Origin of the sequence: Aquimarina rhabdastrellae, from assembly GCA_947387485.1 — a bacterium.
Classification (GTDB): Bacteria; Bacteroidota; Bacteroidia; order Flavobacteriales; family Flavobacteriaceae; genus Aquimarina.
On record CANDNT010000002.1, the window covers coordinates 89743 to 115155 of the forward strand.

The 25413-nt window shown below is 31.8% G+C and carries 20 protein-coding genes; 11 read left to right on the forward strand and 9 right to left on the reverse strand.

The genetic code is table 11. The features are described from left to right. Nucleotides 1–17: 17 nt before the first annotated feature. The 3 genes from ACYEKI_RS05010 to ACYEKI_RS05020 all read right to left on the reverse strand — a co-directional run bounded on the left by ACYEKI_RS05010 (nt 18) and on the right by ACYEKI_RS05020 (nt 5728). Entirely contained in the window at nt 18–2978 is a 2961-nt protein-coding gene (locus tag ACYEKI_RS05010; protein ID WP_459210075.1) for a GEVED domain-containing protein, read from the reverse strand. Between the two features lie 182 nt (nt 2979–3160). Further along, nucleotides 3161–4696, reverse strand: coding sequence for a glycine--tRNA ligase (locus ACYEKI_RS05015; protein ID WP_459210076.1), 1536 nt, complete (start codon nt 4694–4696; stop codon nt 3161–3163). A gap of 150 nt (nt 4697–4846) precedes the next feature. Beyond that, nucleotides 4847–5728, reverse strand: coding sequence for a hypothetical protein (locus tag ACYEKI_RS05020; RefSeq protein ID WP_459210077.1), 882 nt, complete (start codon nt 5726–5728; stop codon nt 4847–4849). A gap of 63 nt (nt 5729–5791) precedes the next feature. On the opposite strand from ACYEKI_RS05020, the gene ACYEKI_RS05025 reads away from it, so the two are divergent. Both ACYEKI_RS05025 and ACYEKI_RS05030 read left to right on the forward strand, forming a co-directional pair. Further along, nucleotides 5792–6487 (forward strand): ComF family protein, encoded by a 696-nt coding sequence (locus tag ACYEKI_RS05025; RefSeq protein ID WP_459210078.1) that lies wholly within the window; start codon nt 5792–5794, stop codon nt 6485–6487. Nucleotides 6488–6541: 54 nt separating this feature from the next. Next, nucleotides 6542–8158: an Ig-like domain-containing domain gene (locus ACYEKI_RS05030; protein WP_459210079.1), complete on the forward strand. Its 1617-nt coding sequence runs from the start codon at nt 6542–6544 to the stop codon at nt 8156–8158. Nucleotides 8159–8200: 42 nt separating this feature from the next. Here the strand turns inward: ACYEKI_RS05030 and ACYEKI_RS05035 are convergent, their stop codons facing one another. Then, nucleotides 8201–8992 carry an amidohydrolase gene (locus ACYEKI_RS05035; protein WP_459210080.1) on the reverse strand — a complete coding sequence of 264 codons (792 nt, stop codon included), beginning with the start codon at nt 8990–8992 and terminating at the stop codon, nt 8201–8203. Nucleotides 8993–9148: 156 nt separating this feature from the next. On the opposite strand from ACYEKI_RS05035, the gene ileS reads away from it, so the two are divergent. From ileS to ACYEKI_RS05075, 8 genes are all read left to right on the forward strand, one after another. Continuing rightward, nucleotides 9149–12550, forward strand: a complete 3402-nt coding sequence (gene ileS / locus ACYEKI_RS05040; RefSeq protein ID WP_459210081.1) for an isoleucine--tRNA ligase — start codon at nt 9149–9151, stop codon at nt 12548–12550. 5 nt (nt 12551–12555) lie between these two features. After that, complete coding sequence (locus tag ACYEKI_RS05045) at nt 12556–12945, forward strand: TraR/DksA family transcriptional regulator (RefSeq protein WP_459210082.1); 390 nt, start codon at nt 12556–12558, stop codon at nt 12943–12945. A gap of 126 nt (nt 12946–13071) precedes the next feature. Further along, nucleotides 13072–13605, forward strand: coding sequence for an RNA polymerase sigma factor (locus ACYEKI_RS05050; protein WP_459210083.1), 534 nt, complete (start codon nt 13072–13074; stop codon nt 13603–13605). 4 nt (nt 13606–13609) lie between these two features. After that, a complete protein-coding gene (locus ACYEKI_RS05055; protein WP_459210084.1) occupies nt 13610–14383 on the forward strand; it encodes a HEAT repeat domain-containing protein in 774 nt (257 codons plus the stop codon). Nucleotides 14384–14402: 19 nt separating this feature from the next. Continuing rightward, on the forward strand, nt 14403–15176 hold the full coding sequence (locus ACYEKI_RS05060) for a DUF4097 family beta strand repeat-containing protein (protein ID WP_459210085.1): 774 nt from the start codon (nt 14403–14405) through the stop codon (nt 15174–15176). Between the two features lie 4 nt (nt 15177–15180). Further along, on the forward strand, nt 15181–15861 hold the full coding sequence (locus ACYEKI_RS05065) for a DUF4097 family beta strand repeat-containing protein (RefSeq protein WP_459210086.1): 681 nt from the start codon (nt 15181–15183) through the stop codon (nt 15859–15861). Between the two features lie 36 nt (nt 15862–15897). After that, entirely contained in the window at nt 15898–16518 is a 621-nt protein-coding gene (locus ACYEKI_RS05070; protein ID WP_459210087.1) for a hypothetical protein, read from the forward strand. A 55-nt stretch (nt 16519–16573) separates the two neighbouring features. Then, the gene (locus ACYEKI_RS05075; protein WP_459210088.1) at nt 16574–17179 is read left to right on the forward strand and encodes a lipoprotein signal peptidase; all 606 of its coding nucleotides are present in this window, start codon (nt 16574–16576) and stop codon (nt 17177–17179) included. 12 nt (nt 17180–17191) lie between these two features. Here ACYEKI_RS05075 and ACYEKI_RS05080 read toward each other — a convergent pair whose 3' ends face one another. Continuing rightward, a complete protein-coding gene (locus ACYEKI_RS05080; RefSeq protein ID WP_459210089.1) occupies nt 17192–18010 on the reverse strand; it encodes a Cof-type HAD-IIB family hydrolase in 819 nt (272 codons plus the stop codon). An 82-nt stretch (nt 18011–18092) separates the two neighbouring features. On the opposite strand from ACYEKI_RS05080, the gene ACYEKI_RS05085 reads away from it, so the two are divergent. Further along, entirely contained in the window at nt 18093–18515 is a 423-nt protein-coding gene (locus ACYEKI_RS05085; protein WP_459210090.1) for a secondary thiamine-phosphate synthase enzyme YjbQ, read from the forward strand. Nucleotides 18516–18558: 43 nt separating this feature from the next. On the opposite strand, the gene ACYEKI_RS05090 is transcribed toward ACYEKI_RS05085, so the two are convergent. The 4 genes from ACYEKI_RS05090 to ACYEKI_RS05105 form a co-directional block, all read right to left on the reverse strand. Further along, on the reverse strand, nt 18559–18999 hold the full coding sequence (locus tag ACYEKI_RS05090; RefSeq protein ID WP_459210091.1) for a hypothetical protein: 441 nt from the start codon (nt 18997–18999) through the stop codon (nt 18559–18561). A 100-nt stretch (nt 19000–19099) separates the two neighbouring features. Continuing rightward, nucleotides 19100–22324, reverse strand: coding sequence for a TonB-dependent receptor (locus ACYEKI_RS05095; protein ID WP_459210092.1), 3225 nt, complete (start codon nt 22322–22324; stop codon nt 19100–19102). Nucleotides 22325–22503: 179 nt separating this feature from the next. Then, entirely contained in the window at nt 22504–24141 is a 1638-nt protein-coding gene (gene pgi, locus ACYEKI_RS05100; RefSeq protein ID WP_459210093.1) for a glucose-6-phosphate isomerase, read from the reverse strand. Between the two features lie 6 nt (nt 24142–24147). Further along, nucleotides 24148–25404 carry a peptidoglycan DD-metalloendopeptidase family protein gene (locus tag ACYEKI_RS05105; RefSeq protein WP_459210094.1) on the reverse strand — a complete coding sequence of 419 codons (1257 nt, stop codon included), beginning with the start codon at nt 25402–25404 and terminating at the stop codon, nt 24148–24150. Nucleotides 25405–25413: the final 9 nt, after the last annotated feature.

Below are 25413 nucleotides of genomic sequence, written 5' to 3' on the forward strand. Positions count from 1 at the left end.
GTAAGTTAATTAAAATATTAGTTTACTATTATTTTTTTGGATCTATTTTTATCTTCTCCTAAACGTACAAAATACATTCCTGTACTTGCATATGACATGTCTAATTGATACACAAAAGTACCTGTAGCATTTTTTTCTACATAGTTTGAAGTCACTATTTGTCCTAAAATATTAAATACATATAACCTCAATCGTTGTGGCGCATTAACATCATTAAGCAATACTGTATATTGATCATTAACATTAGAAAGAACAACAAATCCGTCTTCTACACTAAAGTTTTCTTGAATATCCACAGTATAATCATGTGTTGATCCATATTGCATACTTCCACACGGATCATTAAGCGGTGCTCCATTATTGGCATTTGTATCTCCTGCTCTAATACGCATACGATGACTTCCTAATGGTGCTCCTTCTGGTATTATTAATTGAAAAGTAATATCTTCTTCTGCCACAGAAAGCACTTCTTCACTAATTAACAATTCTGTACTTTCAAAAATACCATCATCATCAAAATCTATCCATAGTGAAAATTTTTCTGCCTCACCACTTGCAAAACCAGCCTGCAATACTAAAGGATAACTACCTACTCCTCTATCTAAATCTATCACTAAATTTAAAAAGTCTTCATATCCATTATCACAAACTATAGCTGTATTTGTAATATTAGAAAGCTGTAATGAAATTATACCATCGCCAAAAGTACTACAATCTGATATAGGCGTACATATATTATGCTCTAATACCACAGTTTTACTATCATTTAAAGGATCCTCATCTCCTTCTAAAGTTGTTCTTACTTCAAAAGTATATGTTCCTAAAGTAGATAAATCTACTGTAGTTGCAAACGTATGATTTGCTGCTCCACCTACAGGAATAGTTTCATTAAATATTTCTTGAACTGTAGCACCGTTATTTAAGGTATAACTTACTGGTATATTACTTTGTGGTTCTCCTCCATAATTACGAATAGAGACCGTAACATTTTCTGTTCCTGTAAAACTATTTCCTTCACTAGGTGAAATCAATCGTCCTACCCCTACATCTTTAGCTAATAAATTTTTAATATTAATTTCGCTACAATCATTTATGTTAGCCGTATCAGTACTCAAATTTGTCTCTGCTGTTATTTGAAGTGTTCTTCCTATAGTTAAATCTGCTGTAGTAGTAAAACTATATGATATAGTTTCTCCTGCAGCTATAGGTCCTGGAATCACTTCGTTTACTGGGCTATTTCCATTAACCGCGTATGCTACAGGTATATTACTTTGTGCTTGTGTACCAAAATTCTGCACTGTTACTGTTATAACTTCTGTTGTTGTATAGGTTTGGTTTGATAAGTTATCTATACTTACTACACCTACATCATTAGGAATTTCATTAGCTATTTTAAAAGCTCCAACAACATTACGGGCATTATTTCCTGTATTCTCAAAATATTCTGCTATATGCCAAAAAGTTTGATCATCTCTAGGATCAACTGTAAGTTGAGCATAGTCTCCATAACGATTTCTACTGGTTTGGTTGATCCCTGTTCCAATCGCTATATCTTGTTCTGCTATCGTCATTACTCCTAGAGGGTCTCCAGTCAATCGTCCTGTATACCTTATTGACGCAAAACTATCTTCTAATGCATTATTTGTTATAGTTCCCATAGTAGTATACGCCATACCTATATTACCATAACTATCTAATGCCATACTAGCACACCATGCGCTTTTTCCGTTAGGAGATGTATATGTTCCTTCTTGGTATACTGTCCACGGAGCCCCATCACTTGTTTGTCTCAATTCGTACCAGCGTATTCCTGAAATATTATCACTACTATCTCTATCGTCTATATCTACTGCAAAATTGAGTACCACTGCATTATAATCACAAAACCTTCTATAATTTGATGCATACATAACTGCTCCTTGCAATACGTCTATATCTTGACCATCTCCACCTGGTTGTGGCAAGTTCCCAAAAGACCCTCCATCAAAAGTAGAATCAAAAGCTTGTATAGCTCCACTACTAACGGTTAACTCTTCGGCTTCTTCAATTGTAGATTCACTAGGATTTATCCAGTTTACATTAATACTCCATAGTTTTAAAGCATCTTCATCTACTGTTTCCCATGCATCATCTTGAAAATAAAGTATTCTTGCATCTCCTTCTGGAGGTAAACTAGCTCCTATAGCATTAAATCCTGCTGGGCTATAAAACCCTCCTACTGTTGCTCCTGGTAGAGGAAACCCTACAATTTGAGCATCTGCTATACCTGATAGTAATTTTTCTCTTTCGATAACAAAAACAACTTCTTCTTCGGTTAAACTTCTTTGATCCTTATTTGCTGTAACATAATATCCATCTGACCATACCGAAAATTTTGTGTAATCCGGAAAGCTTCCTGTCTCAAAACGATAGGTATACCATCCATCATTAACAGGATCTGATCCTTTACAAACAGCTACCAAAAACCCATTAGGTGAATCGCTAAATTGCGTTATCACAAAACGATCTGCAAAATTATCATAGAATACTATCGGATCTCCTAAGGATTCTCCAGGAAATAAATTTTCTAATGAAGTAGATGGTACCATCACATTACCTAAACGATCGTGTATTGCAAATGCAGAGTTTTTTGCACTCACATAATGATTAGGTCCAATTGCTCCAGTAGGATCTGTAGGAGCTACTAAGCTAGAATTTGCTTCAAAAACAAGGTCAGGAGTTCTCCCACTATGTAATATTTGGTTTCTTTTTTGTTGCTTTTCTAATAAAGGATCTTGTCCTTTTGGATATCCTTTACCAGGTACGATTTTATTTGCATCAGTCCTTCTAGGGTTAATGTCTTCTACTTTTCTAAAAGTTTCTTGAATTAACGTTCTATTTGCTAGAGGCGGTACCTCTTTTACGTATATGGCTTGATTAATTAAAGTTGCTTTTTTAATAGCTTTCTTCTTTTGAGCAATTCCTATTTGTACGCTCAAAATAAAAGCTAAAAACATAAGTTTCCTAAGCATTAAGAGATTCATGATTTTAATTATGTATTTGCGTTGAGTTTGTCTAAAATACAATTAATAAACTTATAGAGACAAAATTCAAATAGTTTTACTCCATAAAAAAAGACCGTCTATTATAACGGTCTTTTATCTTATATTTAAAAACAAGGTTATTTTAACCAGTTTTCCATATCTATCTTATCAGAAAGTATTTTTTTCAACTCAGAAATTGGCACTCTCGTTTGCTCCATAGTATCACGATCTCTCACTGTTACTGTATTATCATTTAAAGTATCATGATCTACAGTAATACATAAAGGTGTTCCTGCTGCATCTTGTCTTCTATATCTACGTCCTATAGCATCTTTTTCGTCATATGCTACATTGTAGTTCCATTTTAAGTCTTCTACAATCTTGTTTGCAACTTCTGGCAATCCATCTTTTTTAACCAATGGTAAAATTGCTGCTTTAACAGGAGCAACCACAGCTGGCAATCTCAAGACTACTCTGCTAGTTCCATCTTCAAGTTTTTCTTCTTGTAATGCTGTAGAGAATACTGCTAAGAACATTCTATCCAATCCTACCGAAGTTTCTACTACATATGGCACGTAGTTTTCTTTCATTTCTGGATCAAAGAATTGCAGTTTCTTACCAGAATGCTCTTCATGAGCTTTTAAATCAAAATCTGTTCTAGAATGTATTCCTTCTAATTCTTTAAATCCGAATGGGAAATTAAATTCGATATCTGCAGCAGCATTTGCATAATGTGCTAATTTATCATGGTCATGAAAACGATAATTTTCTTCTCCTAACCCTAAAGACAAATGCCATTTTAAACGCGTATCTTTCCAGTACTCATACCACTTCATCTCATCTCCAGGCTTTACAAAAAATTGCATTTCCATTTGCTCAAACTCACGCATTCTAAAAATAAATTGTCTCGCTACAATTTCATTTCTAAAAGCTTTTCCTGTTTGTGCAATCCCGAAAGGAATTTTCATACGACCTGTTTTTTGTACATTCAAAAAGTTTACAAAAATTCCTTGAGCTGTTTCTGGTCTTAAATATAAATCTGTAGCAGTATCTGCAGAAGCTCCTAGTTTGGTTCCAAACATAAGATTAAACTGTCGTACATCTGTCCAATTCTTTGAACCTGTTTCTGGATCAGCTATTCCTAATTCTTCAATCAAAGCTTTTACATCTGCAAGATCTTCATTCTCCAAAGATCTTCCCATACGAGAAAGAATTTCTTCTCGTTGTCCTAAATATTTTAAGACTCTAGGGTTTGTTGATTTAAATTCTTCTTCGTTAAAAGCTTCTCCAAATCTCTTTGCTGCTTTAGCAATTTCTTTGTTAGCTTTTTGAAGTAATTTTTCTGCATAATCTTCTATTAAGACATCTGCTCTATATCGCTTCTTTGAATCTTTGTTGTCTATTAATGGATCGTTAAACGCATCAACATGGCCCGATGCTTTCCATGTAGTAGGGTGCATAAAAATTGCAGCATCTAATCCTACTATATTTTGGTGCATGAATACCATGCTTTTCCACCAATACTCACGGATATTCTTTTTTAACTCGACTCCGTTTTGTCCATAATCATAAACAGCACTTAGTCCATCATATATCTCACTAGAACTGAAGATATACCCGTACTCTTTTGCATGTGCTATTACCTTCTTAAATTTATCGTCTTTATTTGCCATAAGGCAAAAATAATTGAATTTATACGAATTGAAAACGAATTATAGTATTTAATAGGATATCTTTTTTCTCTTTATAAATAATATAAAAAACCATCATATTTTTTATCAATATGATGGTTTTCTATTAATTATATTGTATTCTTATTTCTCTTATCTCAATTCAAATTGAGTAGTTGATATCATTTTTGGTCCTGAGAAAAGATTTACGATATAGTTACCTTTAACAATCTCTTCTTCTTTTGCATCAACTAAGATACATACATCTAATGCATCATTTTCATAAAACACTTTATTACTTGCACTGTATGTTAATACTGCATCTTTAAAATGTGCAGAAACTTTTTCTCCTATCAAGTTGTTTGATGGGTTAATCACCTGTACAAATAATTGCTTATCTCCTTTGTTTGTAATCTTGTTTGGAGATAATGTAAAGCATACTCTTATTTTATCAGCTCTACTAGCTCTTGAAGTCGTTACAATCTTACCACTGTTACGTACTTTTACTCCTTCTGCTTTAATATTTGCTGCAGTAAGTGCTGCTCCTCTTTCTACAATCTCTGCTAACTTAGCATTTTGATTTTGTAAAGAATCTGATAATACTATTCTATCTTGTAAAGCTGTAGAAGTACTATCAAGATCTACCGCTAATTGCTTATTAGCTTCAGTTAAACTATCTGCTAATTTAAATAGTCTTTCACGTTCTTTCTTTAGCTTTCCTACTTCTCTTCTATAACGAGCAATTAATCTCAAGTTTGCTTCATTATCTTTAACACTATCTAATAATACTACGATACGTTGTTTTGCTTTTAATAAATGGTCATCCATAACTTCATTTAAAGCAATAGCATTATCATATTTTGTAATCAATTCTCCTAGTTCACTCTCTATCAAATCTTTTTCTTGAGTTAGTATAGCTTTATTTTGTTTTTCTTCTTGATAGAAATTGTAAGTAAAGATTCCTAAAATTAATAAAAGGGCTCCAAGAACACCTATTAAAATTTTTAGTGTTAAATTGTTGTTCTGCTTTGTCATTTTTAATTTTCGATTTTGATGGTTACGTTAATTAGCGGGCAATATAATTAATTTAAATTCAATTTGAGTTTTATTAGTATGTTAAGAGATTTATTCTATCTATTCTTCCCTTCACATTGTGCTTCTTGTGATCGCACTCTCTTAAAAAATGAACATATAATATGTTTACGTTGTAGACATGAACTTCCTGTTACGAATTATCATTTCTTAAACGTAGAAAAAATAGAAAAAGTATTTTATGGTAGAATTCCCATAACTAATGCTACGGCTTTATTGTCGTTTCATAAAGATGGGTTAGTTCAAAATCTAATCCATAATCTCAAATACAGAGGTCAAGAAAACATAGGCAAAGTGTTAGGTAATTGGTTAGGAAGTGAACTTAAACAAATATCTGCTTATCAAGAAATTGACATTATCATCCCCGTACCAATTCATCGCAAACGAATGAAAGAACGCGGCTATAATCAAGTAGCCAAATTTGGGCAAGAAATAGCCAAACATTTACATGCTGATTACATTGATTTTATTTTGAAAAAAAAATCAAACACCTTTAAACAATCTAAAAAAAATCGCCAAACTCGTTGGGAAAACACACAAGGTAGTTTTATCATAGAAAATCAAAACCTTCTTCAGGATAAACACATTCTCTTGGTCGATGATATTATTACTACTGGAGCCACATTAGAGAGTTGTGCGCTTCTGTTATTACAAATTCCTAATATTAAAATCAGCATTGCCACTATGGCAATTACAGAATGAGTTTTTCGTTTGCATAAATATGTTGTTTCTTTGTCTAAAATTATTAGAAGTGATATGAACAAGCGTTCGATTTATTTTTTTATTTCATCCATAGTACTGTTATCTTTTTTAAGTTGTGCAAAAAAAGGATCTATTACTGGTGGTGAAAAAGACATTATTCCTCCTAAATTTCTTAGAGCTACTCCACCTAATTATTCTACAAACTTTAATAAGAATGAAATTAGAATTTATTTTGATGAATATATAAAGCTTAAGGATCCCCAAAAGCAGATTATCATCTCTCCGCCTATGGATCCCAAACCTATTATTACACCACTAGGGGGTGCTAGTAAATATGTAAAATTAGTTTTTAAGGATACTTTATTAGAGAACACGACTTATAGCATAAGTTTTGGTGAAAGTATTGAAGATAATAATGAAGGAAATCCATTATCTTATTTTAAATATATTTTCTCTACCGGAAATTTTATTGACTCACTATCCATAAAAGGTACTATCGCAGATGCTTTATTAAAAGAACCTGATACTTTTGTTGCCATATCACTTTATGAGGTAAATGAGAATTATACTGATTCTATAGTCTATAAAGAAGTTCCTCGTTATATAGGAAACACTTTAGACAGCACACATTTTACTCTCGATAATTTAAAAGCAGGTCAATATAAATTAGTTGCTCTCAAAGATGCTTCTACTAATTATACTTTTGAACCTAAAAGAGATAAAATTGGTTTTCTTGAAGAGACTATTAATCTTCCTGCCGATACTAGCAAGGTTTTTAATCTAAAACTTTTTAAGGAGGTATTAGATTTCAGTCCTGCTAAACCTAAACAAGCTTCTAAACATAAATTCATTTTTGGTTATGAGGGGAATGCAGATGATATGAAGGTAAAATTACTTACAGAAACTCCTTCTGATTTTGAAACTCGCATTCTTAAAGATCCTAAAAAGGATTCACTATACTATTGGTTTAAGCCGTTTTTTGAAAAAGATTCTCTCACATTTGAAATCACTAATACTAATAATTTCAAAGAAGAATTTATAACTCGTTTTAGAGATCAAAAAACAGACTCTCTTGTTGTTACTGCAAAGACAAAAGGAACATTGCCATTACATAAACCTTTTAAAATAACAGCAAATATCCCTTTAGATAGTATTAATAATGAAAAGATATCTCTAGTAGATAAAGATACTATTGAAGTTCCTTTTACTTCAAAATTAGATATAGTAGAAAACGAAATTACCTTTGATTTTGAAAGAGGAGAACAACAGTTATACAAACTGCAAATTCTACCTGAAGCCATTAAGGATTTTTATGGCAATGTAAACGATACGCTACAATTTAATTTAAGAACAAAAAAACTGAATGACTACGGAAAGATTTTTGTGACTTTAGAAAATGTATCTGCTTATCCAGTAATTGTAGAATTAACAAATGAAAAAAGCGAAATAATATCTTCTTTAATTTCGACTAAAGATGAAGAATTACTTTTTGAATATTTAGAACCAGGGAAATATGACTTACGTGTCATATTTGACACTAATAATAATGGCATTTGGGATACTGGTAGCTTTTTATTACAAAGACAACCAGAACGTGTAAGTTATTACCCAAAATTACTTGAAGTAAGAGCTAATTGGGAATTAAAACAAACCTTTAAACTTCAAGATTAAAGCTTAAAAATGCGATATTTAAAAATATCGCATTTTTTATTTTTATACTAATTCAAAATGATCTGCATCATTTAAAAAAGAAAGTTTACTTCGCAATGTCTCTAGATGAGACTTCTGTAAACTTGCATATAATATAACCTCTTTTTCTACAGGCATCTCTTCTTTTTCATGACACACATCTCCTAAAGCATTATAAATTGCAGAATGTCCATTATATTCATATCCATTACCATCTAATCCTACCCTATTTACTCCTATACAATAACTCATGTTCTCTATAGCTCTTGCTTTAAGTAAAGCATCCCATGCTCCTATCCTTGGTTTTGGCCAGCTTGCAACATAAACCAAAGCATCATAATCTTCAACATTACGAGCCCAAACAGGAAATCTTAAATCATAACATATCAATGGTTTTATTTTCCACCCTTTATATGTTATGATTAATTGTTTTTCTCCTTCTTTATATGTTTCATGCTCTTTTGCAAGTGTAAATAAGTGATGTTTATCGTATAACTCATATGCTCCATTTTCTTTCATAAAAACAAAGCGATTGTAGTACTGATCCCCCTCTTTTATTACTATACTCCCTGCTATTGCACAAGATTTTTCTTGGGCCATTTGTTGCATCCATACCAGTGTTTCTCCTTGCATAGATTCTGCTACTTCTACAGCATTCATTGTAAACCCAGTAGTAAACATTTCTGGTAAAAAAATGATATCAGTTGTATCTGGAATTTCTTTTATTTTTGCAGTAAAAATCTTTCTATTCTCTATAGGATTTTCCCAAGCCAAATGTGATTGTATACACGCTATATTTAGAATTTCTTTTATCACTATATTTCTTTTTAAACGTACATTTTTTCTAAAAATACTAATTTATTTACAACCGTCGACCAGCATAGAAAACACGCTCAGCTATTTAGCCTTTTAATACTCGACTTTTACCAATAAAATCATTATTTTCGCAAGTTTAATAGAAAGAGTGAAAACATGAGCACGAAGTTTCCTGAATATAAAGGACTTGATCTACCTAAGGTAGCAGAAGATATGTTGGATTTCTGGAAGCAGAACTCCATCTTTGATAAAAGTATAACTAGCCGAGAAGGTGCAGCACCATATGTATTTTTTGAAGGACCTCCTTCGGCAAATGGTCTACCTGGTATTCACCACGTAATGGCACGTGCTATTAAAGATATTTTTTGCCGTTATAAAACACAAAAAGGTTTTCAAGTTAAACGTAAAGCAGGATGGGATACTCATGGTTTACCTGTAGAGCTTGGTGTAGAAAAAGAATTAGGTATTACCAAAGAAGATATTGGTAAGAAAATATCTATTGAAGAATATAATGCTGCTTGTAAAAAAGCAGTTATGAGATATACAAATATCTGGAATGATCTTACAGAAAAAATAGGTTATTGGGTAGATATGGAAGATCCCTATATCACATATAAACCTAAATATATGGAAAGTGTATGGTGGTTACTTGCTCAAATCTATAAAAAAGGATTGATCTATAAAGGATATACAATTCAACCATATTCTCCTAAAGCAGGAACTGGATTAAGTTCTCATGAGCTTAATCAACCTGGAACTTATCAAGATGTAACAGACACTACAGTTGTAGCACAATTTAAAGCTATAGCCGATTCCTTGCCTGATTTCTTACAAGGGTTAGGTGATATTCATTTCTTAGCATGGACAACGACTCCATGGACATTACCTAGTAATACGGCTCTGACTGTAGGTCCAAAAATTGATTATGTTTTAGTAAAAACATTTAATCAATATACATTTGAGCCTATACAAGTTATTCTTGCTAAAAATTTAGTAGGTAAGCAATTTATTGGTAAGTTTACTGCTGTAGAAACAGTGGCCGAAGTTGATGCTTATCAACAAGGTGATAAGAAAATTCCTTATACTATACTTAAAGAATTTAAAGGAGCTGATCTAGTAGAGATTCGTTACGAACAATTATTAGATTATGCGCAACCTAATGATACTCCAGAAAATGCTTTTAGAGTAATTGCAGGGGATTTTGTAACTACAGAAGATGGTACTGGTATTGTTCATACAGCACCTACTTTTGGTGCAGATGATGCCTTAGTTGCAAAACAAGCTTCTCCAGAAGTACCTCCTATGTTAGTAAAAGATGACAATGACAATCTTGTTCCTCTAGTTGACCTTCAAGGAAAATTCACTAAGCATATGGGTGAATTTGCTGGAAAATATGTAAAGAATGAATATTATGCAGATGGAGAAGCTCCAGAACGTTCTGTTGATGTCGAAATTGCAATTAAACTAAAAACAGAAAATAAAGCATTTAAGGTTGAAAAATATGTGCACAGTTATCCTAATTGCTGGCGTACAGATAAACCTATTTTATATTATCCATTAGATTCTTGGTTTATCAAAGTAACAGATATCAAAGATCGTATGCATGAATTAAACCTTGGTATCAACTGGAAACCTAAAGCTACTGGTGAAGGTCGTTTTGGTAATTGGCTTGCCAATGCTAATGACTGGAATTTATCTAGATCTCGTTATTGGGGAATTCCATTACCAATCTGGCGTACAGAAGATGGAAAAGAAGAAATTATTATAGAATCTGTTGCAGAATTAAAAACAGAAATGGCAAAAGCAGTTGAAGCTGGTGTATTAGCTGCCGATGTATTTGCTGATTTTGTAATAGGTGATATGAGTGAAGAAAACTATGACAAAGTAGATCTTCATAAAAATGTAGTTGATACGATAACTTTGGTTTCTCCTTCTGGAAAACCAATGAAACGTGAGAGTGATCTTATCGATGTATGGTTTGATTCTGGATCTATGCCTTATGCACAATGGCATTATCCTTTTGAAAATAAAGAAAAAGTTGAATCTGGAGATCGTAAAGCTGATTTTATTGCTGAAGGTGTTGATCAAACAAGAGGTTGGTTCTATACACTTCATGCTATTGCCACTATGATATTTGATGATGTAGCTTATAAAAATGTAGTATCAAATGGATTAGTACTCGATAAAAATGGTCAAAAAATGTCTAAGCGTCTAGGTAACGCTGTAGATCCGTTTGAAACGTTATCAGAATTTGGTCCAGATGCTACTCGCTGGTATATGATCAGTAATGCTAATCCATGGGATAACTTAAAATTTGATAAAGAAGGTATTGCCGAAACACGCCGTAAATTCTTTGGTACTTTATACAACACGTATTCTTTCTTTACTTTATACGCTAATATTGATAATTTCACTTATAGTGAAGCTGATATACCTTTAGCAGATAGACCTGAAATTGATAGATGGATTCTTAGTGAATTACATACATTAATTAAAAATGTAGATCAATATTACAACGAGTATGAGCCTACTAAGGCTACACGTGCTATTTCTGATTTTGTTCAAGAAAACCTAAGTAACTGGTTTGTTCGTTTAAGTAGAAGAAGATACTGGAAAGGAGATTATCAATTAGATAAAATTTCTGCCTACCAAACATTATATACATGTATGCTTACTGTAGCAAAACTTGCTGCTCCAGTAGCTCCATTCTTTGCTGATCGCTTATACAAAGATTTAACTGCTAATACCAATGTAGAATCTTTTGAAAGTGTACACTTATCAAGTTTCCCAGTATATGATGCTTCTTTTATCGATAAAGCTTTAGAGCAAAAGATGCAAAAAGCACAAACAATTTCTTCTTTAGTATTATCATTACGTCAAAAAGAGAAAATCAAAGTACGTCAACCATTACAACGTATTATGATCCCTGTTTTAAACGAAAATGAGAAAAACGAAATTAATGCTGTAGGTAACTTAATTAAAAGCGAGGTTAATGTTAAAGAAATTGAGTTATTAGATGATGCTTCAGGTATACTTGTAAAACAAATCAAGCCTAATTTCAAGGTTTTAGGACCTCGTTTCGGAAAAGATATGAAATTGATTGCCAGCGAAATACAAAAACTAGATCAAGAAAGCATTGCAACTTTAGATAAAACTGGGCAATTTAACATAGAAATTAACAATAAAATTATTACTTTAGAGAAAGCAGACGTAGAAATCAGTTCTCAAGATATAGAAGGCTGGTTAGTAGCAAATTCTGAAGGTTTAACCGTTGCCCTTGATGTTACCATTACCCCCCAATTGAAAAAAGAGGGTATCGCCAGAGAACTTGTGAATCGTATCCAGAATATCCGTAAGGATAGTGGTTTTGAGGTGACTGATAAGATAGATATTATTTTCAAAGAAAATAAAACTATACAAGAAGCCGTTGCTAGTAATGAAAGTTACATCAAAAACGAAACATTAACAGCTTCGATTGAGTTTTCTAGTGATTTAAATCACGGTACAGAAATTGCATTTGATGAAATAGAAACTCAATTGCAGATTAAAAAACATTAAAGACTATGGCACCAGAAGACATAAAAGTAAGATATAGTGATAACGATTTAGCAGCTTTTAAAGAACTCATTTTAGAAAAGATCGAAAAATGTAAAAAAGATCTTGAGTTATTACAAAGTGCTTATAAAAACGACGGTAACAATGGAACCGACGATACATCGCCTACTTTTAAAGCTTTTGAAGAAGGTAGTGAGACCATGTCTAAAGAAAAAAATAGACAACTTGCTATTAGACAAGAAAAGTTCTTAAGAGATCTCAAAAATGCATTATTACGCATTGAAAACAAAACCTATGGTATTTGTCGCGTAACTGGTAAATTAATTAATCCAGAGCGATTAAAATTAGTTCCTCATGCTACTTTGAGTATTGAAGCAAAAAATATGCAAAAGAAATAATTCTTGTTTGCCATTAATACGATATTTAAAAGTGCTTTCTAAAAAGAAAGCACTTTTTTTATATACATATGTAACCTTTTTAAAAACGTGAAGTATTACTTATAAACCAACTGATAAAACATCAAATTGAAACACCAGTCAGATGAACATATCATGTTAAAAGTTTCTAATGGGGAACTCGAACTTACTCGTATCCTCTTTGAACGGTATCATGTTAAAATCTATAATTTCATATTGCAAATGGCAAGAGATAAATCGTTAAGTCAAGATCTTACTCAAGAAGTATTCTACAAAGTACTCAAGTATAGACATACCTATAATAAGGGTAAGTTCTCTTCTTGGATTTATACCATTGCAAAAAACACTTATATGGATCATTATAAATCTGTGAAACATCACCCTCATAGATTAGACGATGTTGAACATTTTATTAAAGACACGAATCAAAACTCTAAAATAGATCTAGAAATAACAGATCATCTCAATATTGCATTAGATCAACTTCATCCATCTGATAAAATGCTCATTGTTATGAACCGTTTTCAAGATATCAAATATCAAGAAATAGCCGAAATATTAGGTTCCACTCCTGGAGCTATTAAAACGAAAATGCATCGTGCTATTACCAAACTAAAAACTGTTTATTTAAAAACCATGTAATCTTATGACTTGTACCGAAATTGAAAATAGATTGATCGATTACATAAATCAAGAATTAGACACCAAAACAAGTGATGCTATAACTCATCATCTCGATACTTGTTTTTCTTGTCAAAAAGACCTAGAAGAACTAAAAAAGATATATCATGATATTGAGCAAGTACCTATAGTTATACCTGATAATTCTTTGAGAGAGAATTTTGAGTCAATGCTTCAACAAGAAATCAGCTTAGAAAAGAAAAAGAGCATTACGTCTTTTAACTGGAAAACTGTATTTCAAATTGCCGCAACTATAATCTTAATGTTATCCAGCTTTTTTTATGGAAAACTACAATCTCAAAAAGAACATGACTATGAACTTGCTAGTATTAATGCCGAAAAGCAAGAATATAAGCAACAAATGACTATTTCTCTAATGGATCATAATTCTGCTAGCAAACGCTTATTAGCTGTTAATTATGTTGAGGATATAGAGCACCCAAACACAGCCATATTAGAAGCTTTGATTACAAAAATGCATTATGATAACCATATTAATGTTCGTCTAGCTGCAGCAGAGGCATTATCTAGGTTTTCTAAAAACGAAAAAGTTCGCAAAGCCCTTATTCATGCTTTAGAAAGAGAAAGCGAACCTGATATGCAAATCGAGCTCATTCAAATACTCGTAAACATTCAAGAAAAAAGAGCGGTACCCTCTTTAGAACGATTGTTACATGATCAAAAAACGCTTGACTATGTAAAGGATCAGGCGAAAATTGGTCTTCCTAAATTAATTTAACTTTAAACGACTTACACTCATGAATACATTTAATTTTAAACAATTATTATTTATACTTAGTATTTTTATCTATACTATAAATGGTAATGCTCAAGATTACACTCATTCACTCAACGGTATAAAAACTATTAAAGTTGGATCCACTACCGGTATGATATTTAAAACACATTCACAAAACGAATTACTAATTAAAGACGTAAAAGCTAGAAAAAACCCAGAAAAAGCCAATGGACTAAAAGCTATTTATGCTACTGGAGATGATAATACTGGTTATGGTATATCTATAGAGAAAGAAGGTGATGCATTAATTATCAGAAATCTAAAAGACATCTATAGTCCTGATTTAGAAATTCATTTACCCAAAAACATTAATCTATTAATTCAAAATCACGGACTTGGAGACGTTACTATTCATGGGTTTTCTTCAGAAATTGAGGTAAAAACCAATACTGGATTGATTAAAATAACCGATGTAACAGGGCCTATAGTAGCCAAAACATCTACTGGTGATGTGAATGTTATTTTTAACACCGTTAATCAATCTTCGCCTATCTCTTTACTTTCTTCGGCAGGTGATGTAGATGTTACTTTACCTAAAAATACACCTGCTAATCTTAATTTAAAAGCTGCTGTAGGAAGCGTTTTTACTGATTTTGATATACAACAAGAAAAATCAAAAAGCAGCTTGAAAACACTAAATCCTAATCGCTCTATTAAAACAAAAATTAACAACGGAGGCGTTGACATTTCTTTACGCTCGTCTACTGGGAATATTTATATCAGAAAAAAGTAATATCATGAAAACCTGTCTCACTTTATTTATAGCAGTTCTTACTTTTTCTATTAGCACTGCACAAAAAATTATTCAAGAAGAAATCGTTCCAAAAGCTTCAGATGCTATAGTTGATTTTCAATTTGCAGATAATATTACTATCAAAACTTGGAACAAAAATCAACTTTCGCTTAAAGCTGAAGTTAATATCAACGAAGGAAAAGATAACGACTATTTCAATTTAAAAATTGATAATACTGTTACTGTTTTAAAAATTAAATCCGATTATGCCGATTTATTTAAAAAAGGACATCATAATTGTAATATAAAAACCGATATCAATTATACGCTATTCGTTCCTAAAACATTATCTATAAAAATAAAAAGTATTACCGGAAATGTTAATTCAACATTATATGAAGGGGCTTTGATTGTAGATATTATAAGCGGAAATATTGATATCAAAAATTACAATGGTGTGTTTGATCTAAAGACTGTAAGTGGTGATATTGATGTACATCTTAAAGATTCAAAAATTAAAGCCGAAACTGTAACTGGGCAAATCTATGCTGATCATTCTTTTGAGTTCAAAAAATCAAAGGCTAATGCTATCATAGGTCAAAAAGTATCTGGTGTTTTTGATAATGCTTCAAACGAACTATCCTTGCAAACAGTAAGCGGTAACATTTTTATTAGAAAAAAATAGAAGTACTTATATTTTAAAAATAGCTACCTTCGATATATGAAGGGGCTATTTTTATTTTTTATTATTCTCTTACAGTCTTTTTTAGGGTATACACAAAATACTCTACAAAAAGATTTTTCTGCTTCTTCTATTACTCATCTAGAAATCGCTTTACAACATGCATACTTTATTGAAATTAGTACTACTCAAACAAAAAAGATCACTATTTCGAGTAATTCAGATGGAGAGTTTGGTAATCAAATAAGTGTAAAGACTAAAATAACAAATCACATCTTATCAATTGAAGATTTTATTTTACCCTTCACTAATTTTTATGATGACAAATTAAATGCGCACAAAGTAACAGCACTAAAATTAAAAATCACTATTCCAGAAAATCTTCATATTACTTTAAATGCTACTTATGCTTCTGCTAAATTTTCAGGTACTTTCGATACTTTATTTGTACAACTTTCTTCAGGTAATTGCATTTTAAATCCGTTTATAGGTAATGCTATTATCTATACTATGGATGGTTTTATTGATTTGCATACTTCAAATGCTACTATTGAATCAAAGACTACCACAGGTTTCATTCAGAATATACCTATAAGCGGAGCTCATAATATCATTTTAAAAACAGTCACAGGAAATATTAATGTCTCAAAAATAAAATAAAACCTTATTTTTGTTTCCCATCGGTCAAATTGCAAAAGAATTTAGAAACAAAACTATGTCTTTAAAAAAAGCTACACTTATTATAATTCTGGTTTTATTAATAGATCAGATTTCAAAAATCTATATAAAAACTCATTTTTACTTAGGAGAAGAAATTGAAGTTTTCAGTTGGTTTAAAATCCTTTTTGTAGAAAATGAAGGAATGGCTTGGGGTGCCAAAATACCTGGTACTCATGGTAAATTATTTTTGACTTTATTTCGCCTAGTAGCTATTTCTGGTATTGGATATTGGTTATGGGATTCTGTTAGAAAAAATAGTTCCAGTATTCTTATCTTTTGTATTGCTTTAATCTTTTCTGGAGCTATGGGTAATATTATTGACTCTGTCTTTTACGGAATTATTTTTGATAGTAGTGCTCATCAAATTGCCACGTTTATGCCAGAAAATGGGGGTTATGGCACTCTATTTCACGGAAAAGTAGTTGATATGTTACAATTTCCTTTAATAGATGGCACCTTTCCTAAATGGTTTCCTTTTTGGGGTGGTGAAAACTTTACCTTTTTTGATCCTGTATTTAATATAGCAGATTCTGCAATAAGCATAGGTGTATTCTTATTGATTTTATTCAATAAAAAAGCGTTCCCTAAGAACGCTGAATAATAAATCAATAACCTAAACTGTTATTGCTTTCTTCTGTTTAATAACTTCTTTTAATATAGTTTCGACTCCATAATTATCGTTACTCTTAGTAACGTAATTTGCTGTTTTTAATACATTAGGATGCGCATTTTCCATAGCAAAGCTATACTTTGCTTGTTGCAACATCTCTATATCATTATTGTAATCTCCAAAAACCAAAGTTTCTTCAGGAGAAATATCCAATCTATTTTGTAATTGTTCTATTGCATTTCCCTTATTTGCATCTAGGTGTGATAAATCTAACCATATCTCACCAGAAACTTTTACTTTTAATTTGTCCTCAAGGTGTTTAACTACTGGATAAACATATCTTTCTGCTCCTTTTTTATTACAAATAGCAATTTTAAGGTATTGATCATCTTTTACTCCAGCCAAATCATCAACAATTTCATAGCGACCATAATACTCAGAAAACATATTTATAAACTCTTTTCCATAATCAATTATATAACCACTTTTTCTTCCACATAAAATAACTTGCGAATCCTCAAGGTCATTCGTAATCTCTAATAGCTCTAAATACGTCTTTCTATCTATTGAAGTCACCTGTAGCTCTTCTTCTTTTTCCATTACAAGAGCTCCATTCTCTGCTACAACAATAATATCATCTTTTATTGGCGCCAACTTATCTATGATACTATAGTATTGTCTTCCACTAGCTGCAACAAAGGTGATTCCTAACTCTTTTAATTCTTCAAAAAGCTCAAAAAAAGCGTTTGATACTTCACCTTTAGAATTTAATAGCGTACCATCCATATCGGTTGCTATCATTTTGATTTGAGATAAATCCATTTATTATTAATTATTATCATTAAAAGTAATTTTCTTTGTAGAAAGAAAATACACCTTATTGTAATCTTATTATTAAATACTCATGCATTATTTTCAAAAAGAAATTCGTCTTTCTTCATATCCAAGAGGCTTTCATTTAATAACTACTGATATAGAAAAAGCTATTCCTGAAATTAATAGTATAAAAACTGGCTTACTTCATGTCTTTATAAAACACACCTCTGCTAGTTTAACTATTAATGAAAATGCAGATCCATCTGTTAGACAGGATTTTGAAAGTCATATCAATAAAATGGTTCCTGAGAATATGCCTTACTATATACATACTTATGAAGGTCCAGATGATATGCCTGCACACATAAAAGCATCACTTCTAGGTTCATCTGTGCAATTACCTATAACAAATGGTCGTTTAAACTTAGGTACATGGCAAGGTATTTATCTATGTGAGCATAGAGATCGTGGAGGGCAGCGTTCAATTGTTATTACTGCTTCTGGGAAATAAAAATAAAGCCTATTTTGGATTAAAATAGGCTTTATTTTTTATATTAAAACCAACTACTCCAAGGAATTCTAGACAATAATGCTATAAACCCTAAAGTGTAGAATATCGCTAACGTTTTAAACTTTGGTGTTGACGTTAATTTCTTTTTATGCTTAGAGTATCCTATTGTAATTAAAGCTATTGTAATGATCATCATTAATGGATGCTCTACGCTATACAAACGCATTGTTGGATCTTTCATAATTTCTTTCATCCCTACACCTTCATTAAACCAAGCGACTAATGGTGATGTAAAAAATATTAGCATTCCTAATACTAATTGAAGATGAGTAACAATAAGTGTAAATAACGAAATCCTAAAATCTTGGGGTTTATATTCTCTTTTTGATACCAATCCCATAATTGCATTAATTACTGCAAAAAAAGTTACTATTAATACCAAATAAGCCCAATAAGAGTGTGCTGCTTGTATTGTTGTATACATATAAGTATGGAGTTTAAATTTCTACCAAAGGTACGGAATTATACATAAAAAAACCTCGCTGAAAATCAGCGAGGTTTTGAATTTATTATTGAAACTTGGATTAGTTAAAAGTATATCTTAATCCAACTTGCATTTGCCATCTAGAAGAATTTAATCCAGAGTCATCAACAACATTGATATCTTCTGTTACAGTAGGGTCATAAGAGAATGTAGCTCTATTTCCTTCAAATCCTTCGAAATCAAGTAATCTAACAGCTCCGAAGTTAGGAACGAATTTACGAACTCCCCAATCTTTGTTGATTAAGTTAGTGAAGTTGAAAATATCAGCTGTAAACTCTAATTTGTGATTTAAGAATTTGAATTCTTGAGCAAACTTTAAGTCAACTATGTGACTCCAATCAGCTCTATCTCCATTTCTTTCTGCAAACTGACCTCTTCTTGATCTTAAGTAGTCATTTCCTTCGATAAAAGCATTAAGTGCTTCCCATTGTTGCTCAGCAGTTAAATCTGAAGTATCAACTAAGTTTGCTTCAGCAAAACTTCCTGGTACAAAGATAAGTGCGTTACTGTTACCTGTATCTGATAAAATATTTCCTCTATCATTATATACATAACTAAATGGGTTTCCTTGAGCTCCTTGATAGAATAATCCAATTCTTGTTTTAGTAAAGTCACTCCACTTCAATTCTACTGTAGAGTTAGCAACTATTCTATGTCCAGCAGAGAAGTTAGATCTTCCTAATTCTGGTCTGTTTGATCCATTTGTAGAAAGTAAGTTATTCCACTGAGAACTATTTTGAGAAGATGTACCATCAAATACACTCTTAGAATCTCCATAAGAATATGTAGCTTGAAGTGTTACATCAACAAAAGAGCTATAAATGTTCTTTCCTAATGTTCCAGAAACATTGTATGAATATCCTTGACCTGTGTTAGATGCTAAGAAAATCCCTGAATATCTATCATCAACTTCTTGGAAACCATACGATGGTCTAGATCCTCCTCCAGTAATAACTAAGTTAGTTGGCTCAGCTATATTTAAGTTTTCGTAAGTTACAGCTGTAATATTATCATTATAGATAAAATCTGCAGAGAAAGTAAATCCTGCTGGTAACTTTTGATCAATAGCAATGTTATACTTCATTACTTGTGGTAATCTGAAATCTGGTGCAAATAAATCAATTTGACCACCTGTAGCTCCAGAACCTGGTTGAGCAAAATCAACACCATTAGCTTGTAATGCTGCGAATTGAGCATCAGGATCTACGAAGAATCCAGGAACATCTCCACCTCTTACTTCTACAAATCCTGTAGTAACACCATTGTTATTATATGTAGCACCTGGCCATACTAATGGTACTCTTGAAGTAAAGATACCAAAACCTCCTCGGATTTGAGTCGTTCTGTTACCATTTACATCCCAGTTGAATCCAACTCTTGGAGATACGTGAATGTTAGAATCAATTCCTTGTCCAACTCTAGCTCCTTGTAAATCTTTTCCTGCTGCTTCTAATAAAGCCACAGTTCTTGTATTGAAGTCTTCGTTTGCTAAACCATCTTGCCAGTAAGGAATATCAAAACGTAAACCTGCAGTAAACTTAAAGTTATCTGTAATATCTACTTCATCTTGTGCATAGAATCCTAATTGGAATACATCAAATTCTGCTGCTCCTCTAGAATCATCACCTAATCCTCCTAATAAAGAATATCCTCTTCTATAACGGTTAGCTGAAGCTCCATTGATAAAGTCATCTACACTATTATATCTATAGTCTCCAAAGTTTTGTCTGAAGAATACGTTATCTGCAGAAGAAAATTCGTTATGAGTACCTAAAGTTATTGTGTGTCTTCCTGAATATATTTCCACATTATCAGTAATAGTCAATGTAGATTGATCTAATTTATTAGCTGTAGAGAATGGCTCTGAACCAAAGAAGATACTTTGAGAAGATCCATCAAAAATCTGTACAGAAGGGAATGGGTTTCCATTTGGATTTCTATCGTCATTAACTGTAGTATATCCAATTACTAAGTTATTAGAAACCTTATCTCCAAATGTAGAACTTAATTCTAAAGCAGTAGAGTTAGTAATAGACTCAAATTTAATTGCTCTATCTAAGAAGTTTAAAGTTCTTTCGTTTGAACCTCTTGCATTTAACTGATCAGCTTTAACATAACTATGCTTTAACGATAACTTGTGATTATCATTAATGTTCCAGTCTAATTTAGCAATTAACTTATCACTAACTAAAGTACTAGTATTGTTTTCAAAACCACCTAAAGTATATCCGTGAGTAGTTGCTAAGAAGTTACGTAATTCATTGATTTTATTAGCATCAGAATCTCCCCCATATCTAGCGATATCAAATGGTTGAGGAGTTTCGTTATCTTGTCTTTCGTAGTTTACGAAATAGAATAATTTATCTTTGATAATTGGTCCACCGATACGAACACCAATAGTTTCTGCAGTAAACTCATCTAATTTCTCAGCACTTTGTCCTTCAGCTAATAATGATTCAGGAGTTTTTCCTGCTAAATCTTGGTTTCTTAATAAGTAATAAGCAGAACCGCTTACTTCATTTGTACCAGACTTAGTAATAGCGTTAATAGATCCTCCAGAGAATCCAGATTGCTTAACATCAAAAGGAGCAACATTAATTTGGAAAGTTTCAATCGCATCAAGTGAGATTGGACTAACTCCAGTTTGTCCTCCATTAGTACCATTAGCAGCTAAACCAAATACGTCATTATTTACAGCACCATCAATATATATCGCATTATAACGGTTATTTTGTCCACCAATAGAAACAATATCATCACCAGAAACCTGAGCTTGAGGCGTTAACCTAGCAAAATCAGCAATATTTCTAGAAACAGTAGGTAAAGTATTTACCTTTTTCTGGCTAATTGATAATTGCGCTCCAGTTTTATTTGAATCAAAGATTCCATCATTTTGAGTTGTAATAACTACTTCATCAAGAGCATTAGCAGATTCAGATAATTGAGTACTAATTCTTGTTGATTGTCCTAATTGTAAGAAAATATCTCCTTCAGAGAAATCTTTAAATCCTACATAAGTAATTGTGATCGTATAAGGACCACCACTTCTAAGGTTAGAAAGTCTGTAAAATCCGTCAAAGTCAGTTACAGCTCCATATTTTGTTCCTGAAGGCGAGTGGATAGCTACCACATTTGCTCCTGGAAGCGGCTCTCCTGCATTATCGGTAATTTTACCGTTAATCGAAGATTTTGTAACCCCTTGTGCATATCCCATAGAGATAGTTGCAAGAAGCATTACAAAAAATAAAAATGTAATCTTTTTCATTTTTAGAATGAATTAAGTTAATTGTTTGGTGCAAAAAAAACAATCTTTCAGCAATCTAATTTTACCTTAATGTTAAGAATCGAATTAATATGCAACATTTTGTATTTTCAACCGTTACACAACAATCCTTTGACTATCAGTAAACTAAACCCTAAAGAGAGTTGATTTTATCATAATTATTAGCAAATATAGTGTTTTAGAAGCTTTTTTGTAGAAAAATCATGTTCAGAAATTTCATTATTTTTTACTTCTGATAAAATTTTTGTAGCTAATTGTTTTCCTAATTCTACTCCCCATTGATCAAAACTAAATATATTCCAAACGATTCCTTGAACAAAAATTCTGTGTTCATATAATGCTACTAAGGCACCTAAACTTTTTGGTGTTAATTTATCTACTAGAATTGTAGTTGTAGGATTATTCCCTCTAAATATTTTAAAAGGTAATAGTTGTTTTATTTTCTCTTCTGTATTATTTGCGTTCTTTAATTCTGCTAAAACTTGTTCTTCTGTTTTTCCATTCATCAACGCTTCTGTTTGAGCAAAGAAATTTGCCATCAATTTATCATGATGATCTGTATCTCCAAATAAGGAATTCTTGAATCCAATAAATTCTGCTGGAATTAATTTTGTTCCTTGGTGGATTAATTGAAAAAATGCATGTTGAGAATTTGTTCCTGGTTCTCCCCAAATAATAGTACCTGTTTCATATGACACTGGCTCTCCATTACGATCTATGCTTTTACCATTACTCTCCATTATCCCTTGTTGTAAATATGCAGGTAATCTATGTAAATATTGAGAGTAAGGTATTATAGCTTCACTTTCTGCTTTAAAGAAATTATTATACCATATAGATAACATCCCTAATATAACAGGTATATTGTTTTCAAAAGGTGTTGTTCTAAAATGTTCATCCATTTCATGAGCTCCATTCAATAACTCTTCAAAATGCTTATATCCTATAGCTAAACTAATTGATAGTCCAACCGCACTCCATAAAGAGAATCGCCCTCCTACCCAATCCCAAAGAGGGAATATATTTTCTTCTGCTATTCCAAATTCTGTTACATTAGCAATATTACTAGAAACAGCCACAAAATGCTTTGAAACTGCTGTTGCAGGTGCTGATTTAGTAAACCACGCTCTTGCTGTATTTGCATTTGATAAGGTCTCTTGAGTAGAAAATGTTTTTGAAACCACAACAAATAAAGTAGTTTCTGGATTTAGTTTTCTTAATCTTTGATGTACATGATCACCATCTACATTAGAAATAAAATGAACATTCAAGTCATTTTTATAATATTCTAGTGCTTCTGTAATCATTACAGGTCCTAAATCAGACCCTCCAATTCCGATATTAACAATATCTGTAAAGACTTTTCCTGTATGTCCTTTTAACGTTCCATTGATTACCTGATCAGAAAATGTTTTTATTTTTTCTTTTACATTATTTATTTCAGGTATTACATTTTGACCATTTACTTTTACTATTGCATCTTGTGATGTTCTTAATGCTGTGTGTAAAACTGCTCTATTTTCGGTTTGATTAATAGCATCTCCTCCAAAATAACTCTTTATCGCTTCATCAAGTTTCACTTCTTTGGCTAGTTCAAGTAACAAGTTTTTTGTTGTTTGATCTAATCTGTTTTTTGAATAGTCTACATAAAAATCATTCCAAGTTACAGACAACGATGTTACTCGTTGATTTCCTTCTGTAATAAATAGATCTTTTAAATGTTTGTCTTTTATATTTTCAAAATGGTTTTCTAGGGCTTTCCAAGCTTTTGTGGTGGTGGGGTTAATAGTTGGTAACATTCGTTTTTATAATAAAATTTCTTGTCGTTTAAAGTTGATACTATCTAATTGAGCTTTCATCGGTTTAATATGCTCAAAAAATTTAGGTTGTAATTCTTTTTCTAATGGTTTTGAAGCTGGGAGATCTTCTCTAAAAGGATCTACCTGTCTTCCGTTCTTCCAGAAACGATAACATACATGTGGTCCTCCTGTATTTCCTGTCATCCCTATATAACCTATAACATCTCCTTGCCTAACATAATCACCTACTTTTACAGCTTGTCTACTCATATGTAAATACTGTGTTTCATATGTAGAATTATGTCGTATCCTTACATATTTCCCATTACCACCTCTACGTTCAGATTTTGTTACAATTCCATCTGATGTTGCCATAATAGGAGTTCCCACTGGTCCAGCAAAATCTGTCCCTCTATGTGGTCGTACTTTGTATCCGTAGTATTTTATTCTTCTTTTTAAATTATATCGAGAAGAAACTCTATTAAATTTTAAAGGTCCTTTTAAAAATGCTCTACGTAGGTTCTTTGCATTTTCATCATAATAATCGGTTACATTATTAATAGTATCACCTACAAAACTAAAAGCGTAAATAGGTTTCCCTCTATGTTCAAAATATACTCCTTTAATATCTTCAATACCTGAAGGAATTGTATCTTCTATAAATTTCTGGTTGTAGATTACTTTAAATCTATCTCCTACTTGCAATCTTGTAAAATCAATTGTCCAAGCATAAATATCTGCCATTTTATAAGCTACTGCTGCATTTACATTGATATCACTAAATGTTTGCAATAGACTACTCTCTATAGTTCCAGAGGCTACTTTTTCTACCAGCTTAACTGGTTTTTGATCTTTTCTTGCAATTATACTATCTGTAAAATCTATTACGGTGTAGTCAATTGCATTATTTTGATAAACAAAAATCTGAGCTCGCTCGGTAGTATCTTTACTTTTTAAAATAGTATATGGTTTTCCTGCTACAATTTTGGCTACATTAAATGTATCTCTTATCGTATTTGATATTTCAAATACTTTTGAGCGTTCTATACCATGACTATCCAAGATAGCTCCAAAACTATCTCCAGACCTTACAGTATCTCTTACAACTTTATAATCATATAAATTATATCCAAACTCTTCTAGAACTGGTGCTTCTACTACAGCTTGTATTGGTGCTGCATTAAGATCATTTTTCTCTTTTTGTTCTTCCTTACACGAAATTAATAACACTACACTAAGTAGTGCATAAACTACTTTTTTCAATTTAGGGTA

Coding starts and splice junctions, on each gene's coding strand:
- ACYEKI_RS05015 (WP_459210076.1), bottom strand. CDS start 4,696: ATGGCAAATAAAGACGATAAATTTAAGAAGGTAATAGCACATGCAAAA.
- ACYEKI_RS05020 (WP_459210077.1), bottom strand. CDS start 5,728: ATGACAAAGCAGAACAACAATTTAACACTAAAAATTTTAATAGGTGTT.
- ACYEKI_RS05030 (WP_459210079.1), top strand. CDS start 6,542: ATGAACAAGCGTTCGATTTATTTTTTTATTTCATCCATAGTACTGTTA.
- ileS (WP_459210081.1), top strand. CDS start 9,149: ATGAGCACGAAGTTTCCTGAATATAAAGGACTTGATCTACCTAAGGTA.
- ACYEKI_RS05045 (WP_459210082.1), top strand. CDS start 12,556: ATGGCACCAGAAGACATAAAAGTAAGATATAGTGATAACGATTTAGCA.
- ACYEKI_RS05055 (WP_459210084.1), top strand. CDS start 13,610: ATGACTTGTACCGAAATTGAAAATAGATTGATCGATTACATAAATCAA.
- ACYEKI_RS05060 (WP_459210085.1), top strand. CDS start 14,403: ATGAATACATTTAATTTTAAACAATTATTATTTATACTTAGTATTTTT.
- ACYEKI_RS05065 (WP_459210086.1), top strand. CDS start 15,181: ATGAAAACCTGTCTCACTTTATTTATAGCAGTTCTTACTTTTTCTATT.
- ACYEKI_RS05070 (WP_459210087.1), top strand. CDS start 15,898: ATGAAGGGGCTATTTTTATTTTTTATTATTCTCTTACAGTCTTTTTTA.
- ACYEKI_RS05075 (WP_459210088.1), top strand. CDS start 16,574: ATGTCTTTAAAAAAAGCTACACTTATTATAATTCTGGTTTTATTAATA.
- ACYEKI_RS05080 (WP_459210089.1), bottom strand. CDS start 18,010: ATGGATTTATCTCAAATCAAAATGATAGCAACCGATATGGATGGTACG.
- ACYEKI_RS05085 (WP_459210090.1), top strand. CDS start 18,093: ATGCATTATTTTCAAAAAGAAATTCGTCTTTCTTCATATCCAAGAGGC.
- ACYEKI_RS05090 (WP_459210091.1), bottom strand. CDS start 18,999: ATGTATACAACAATACAAGCAGCACACTCTTATTGGGCTTATTTGGTA.
- ACYEKI_RS05095 (WP_459210092.1), bottom strand. CDS start 22,324: ATGAAAAAGATTACATTTTTATTTTTTGTAATGCTTCTTGCAACTATC.
- pgi (WP_459210093.1), bottom strand. CDS start 24,141: ATGTTACCAACTATTAACCCCACCACCACAAAAGCTTGGAAAGCCCTA.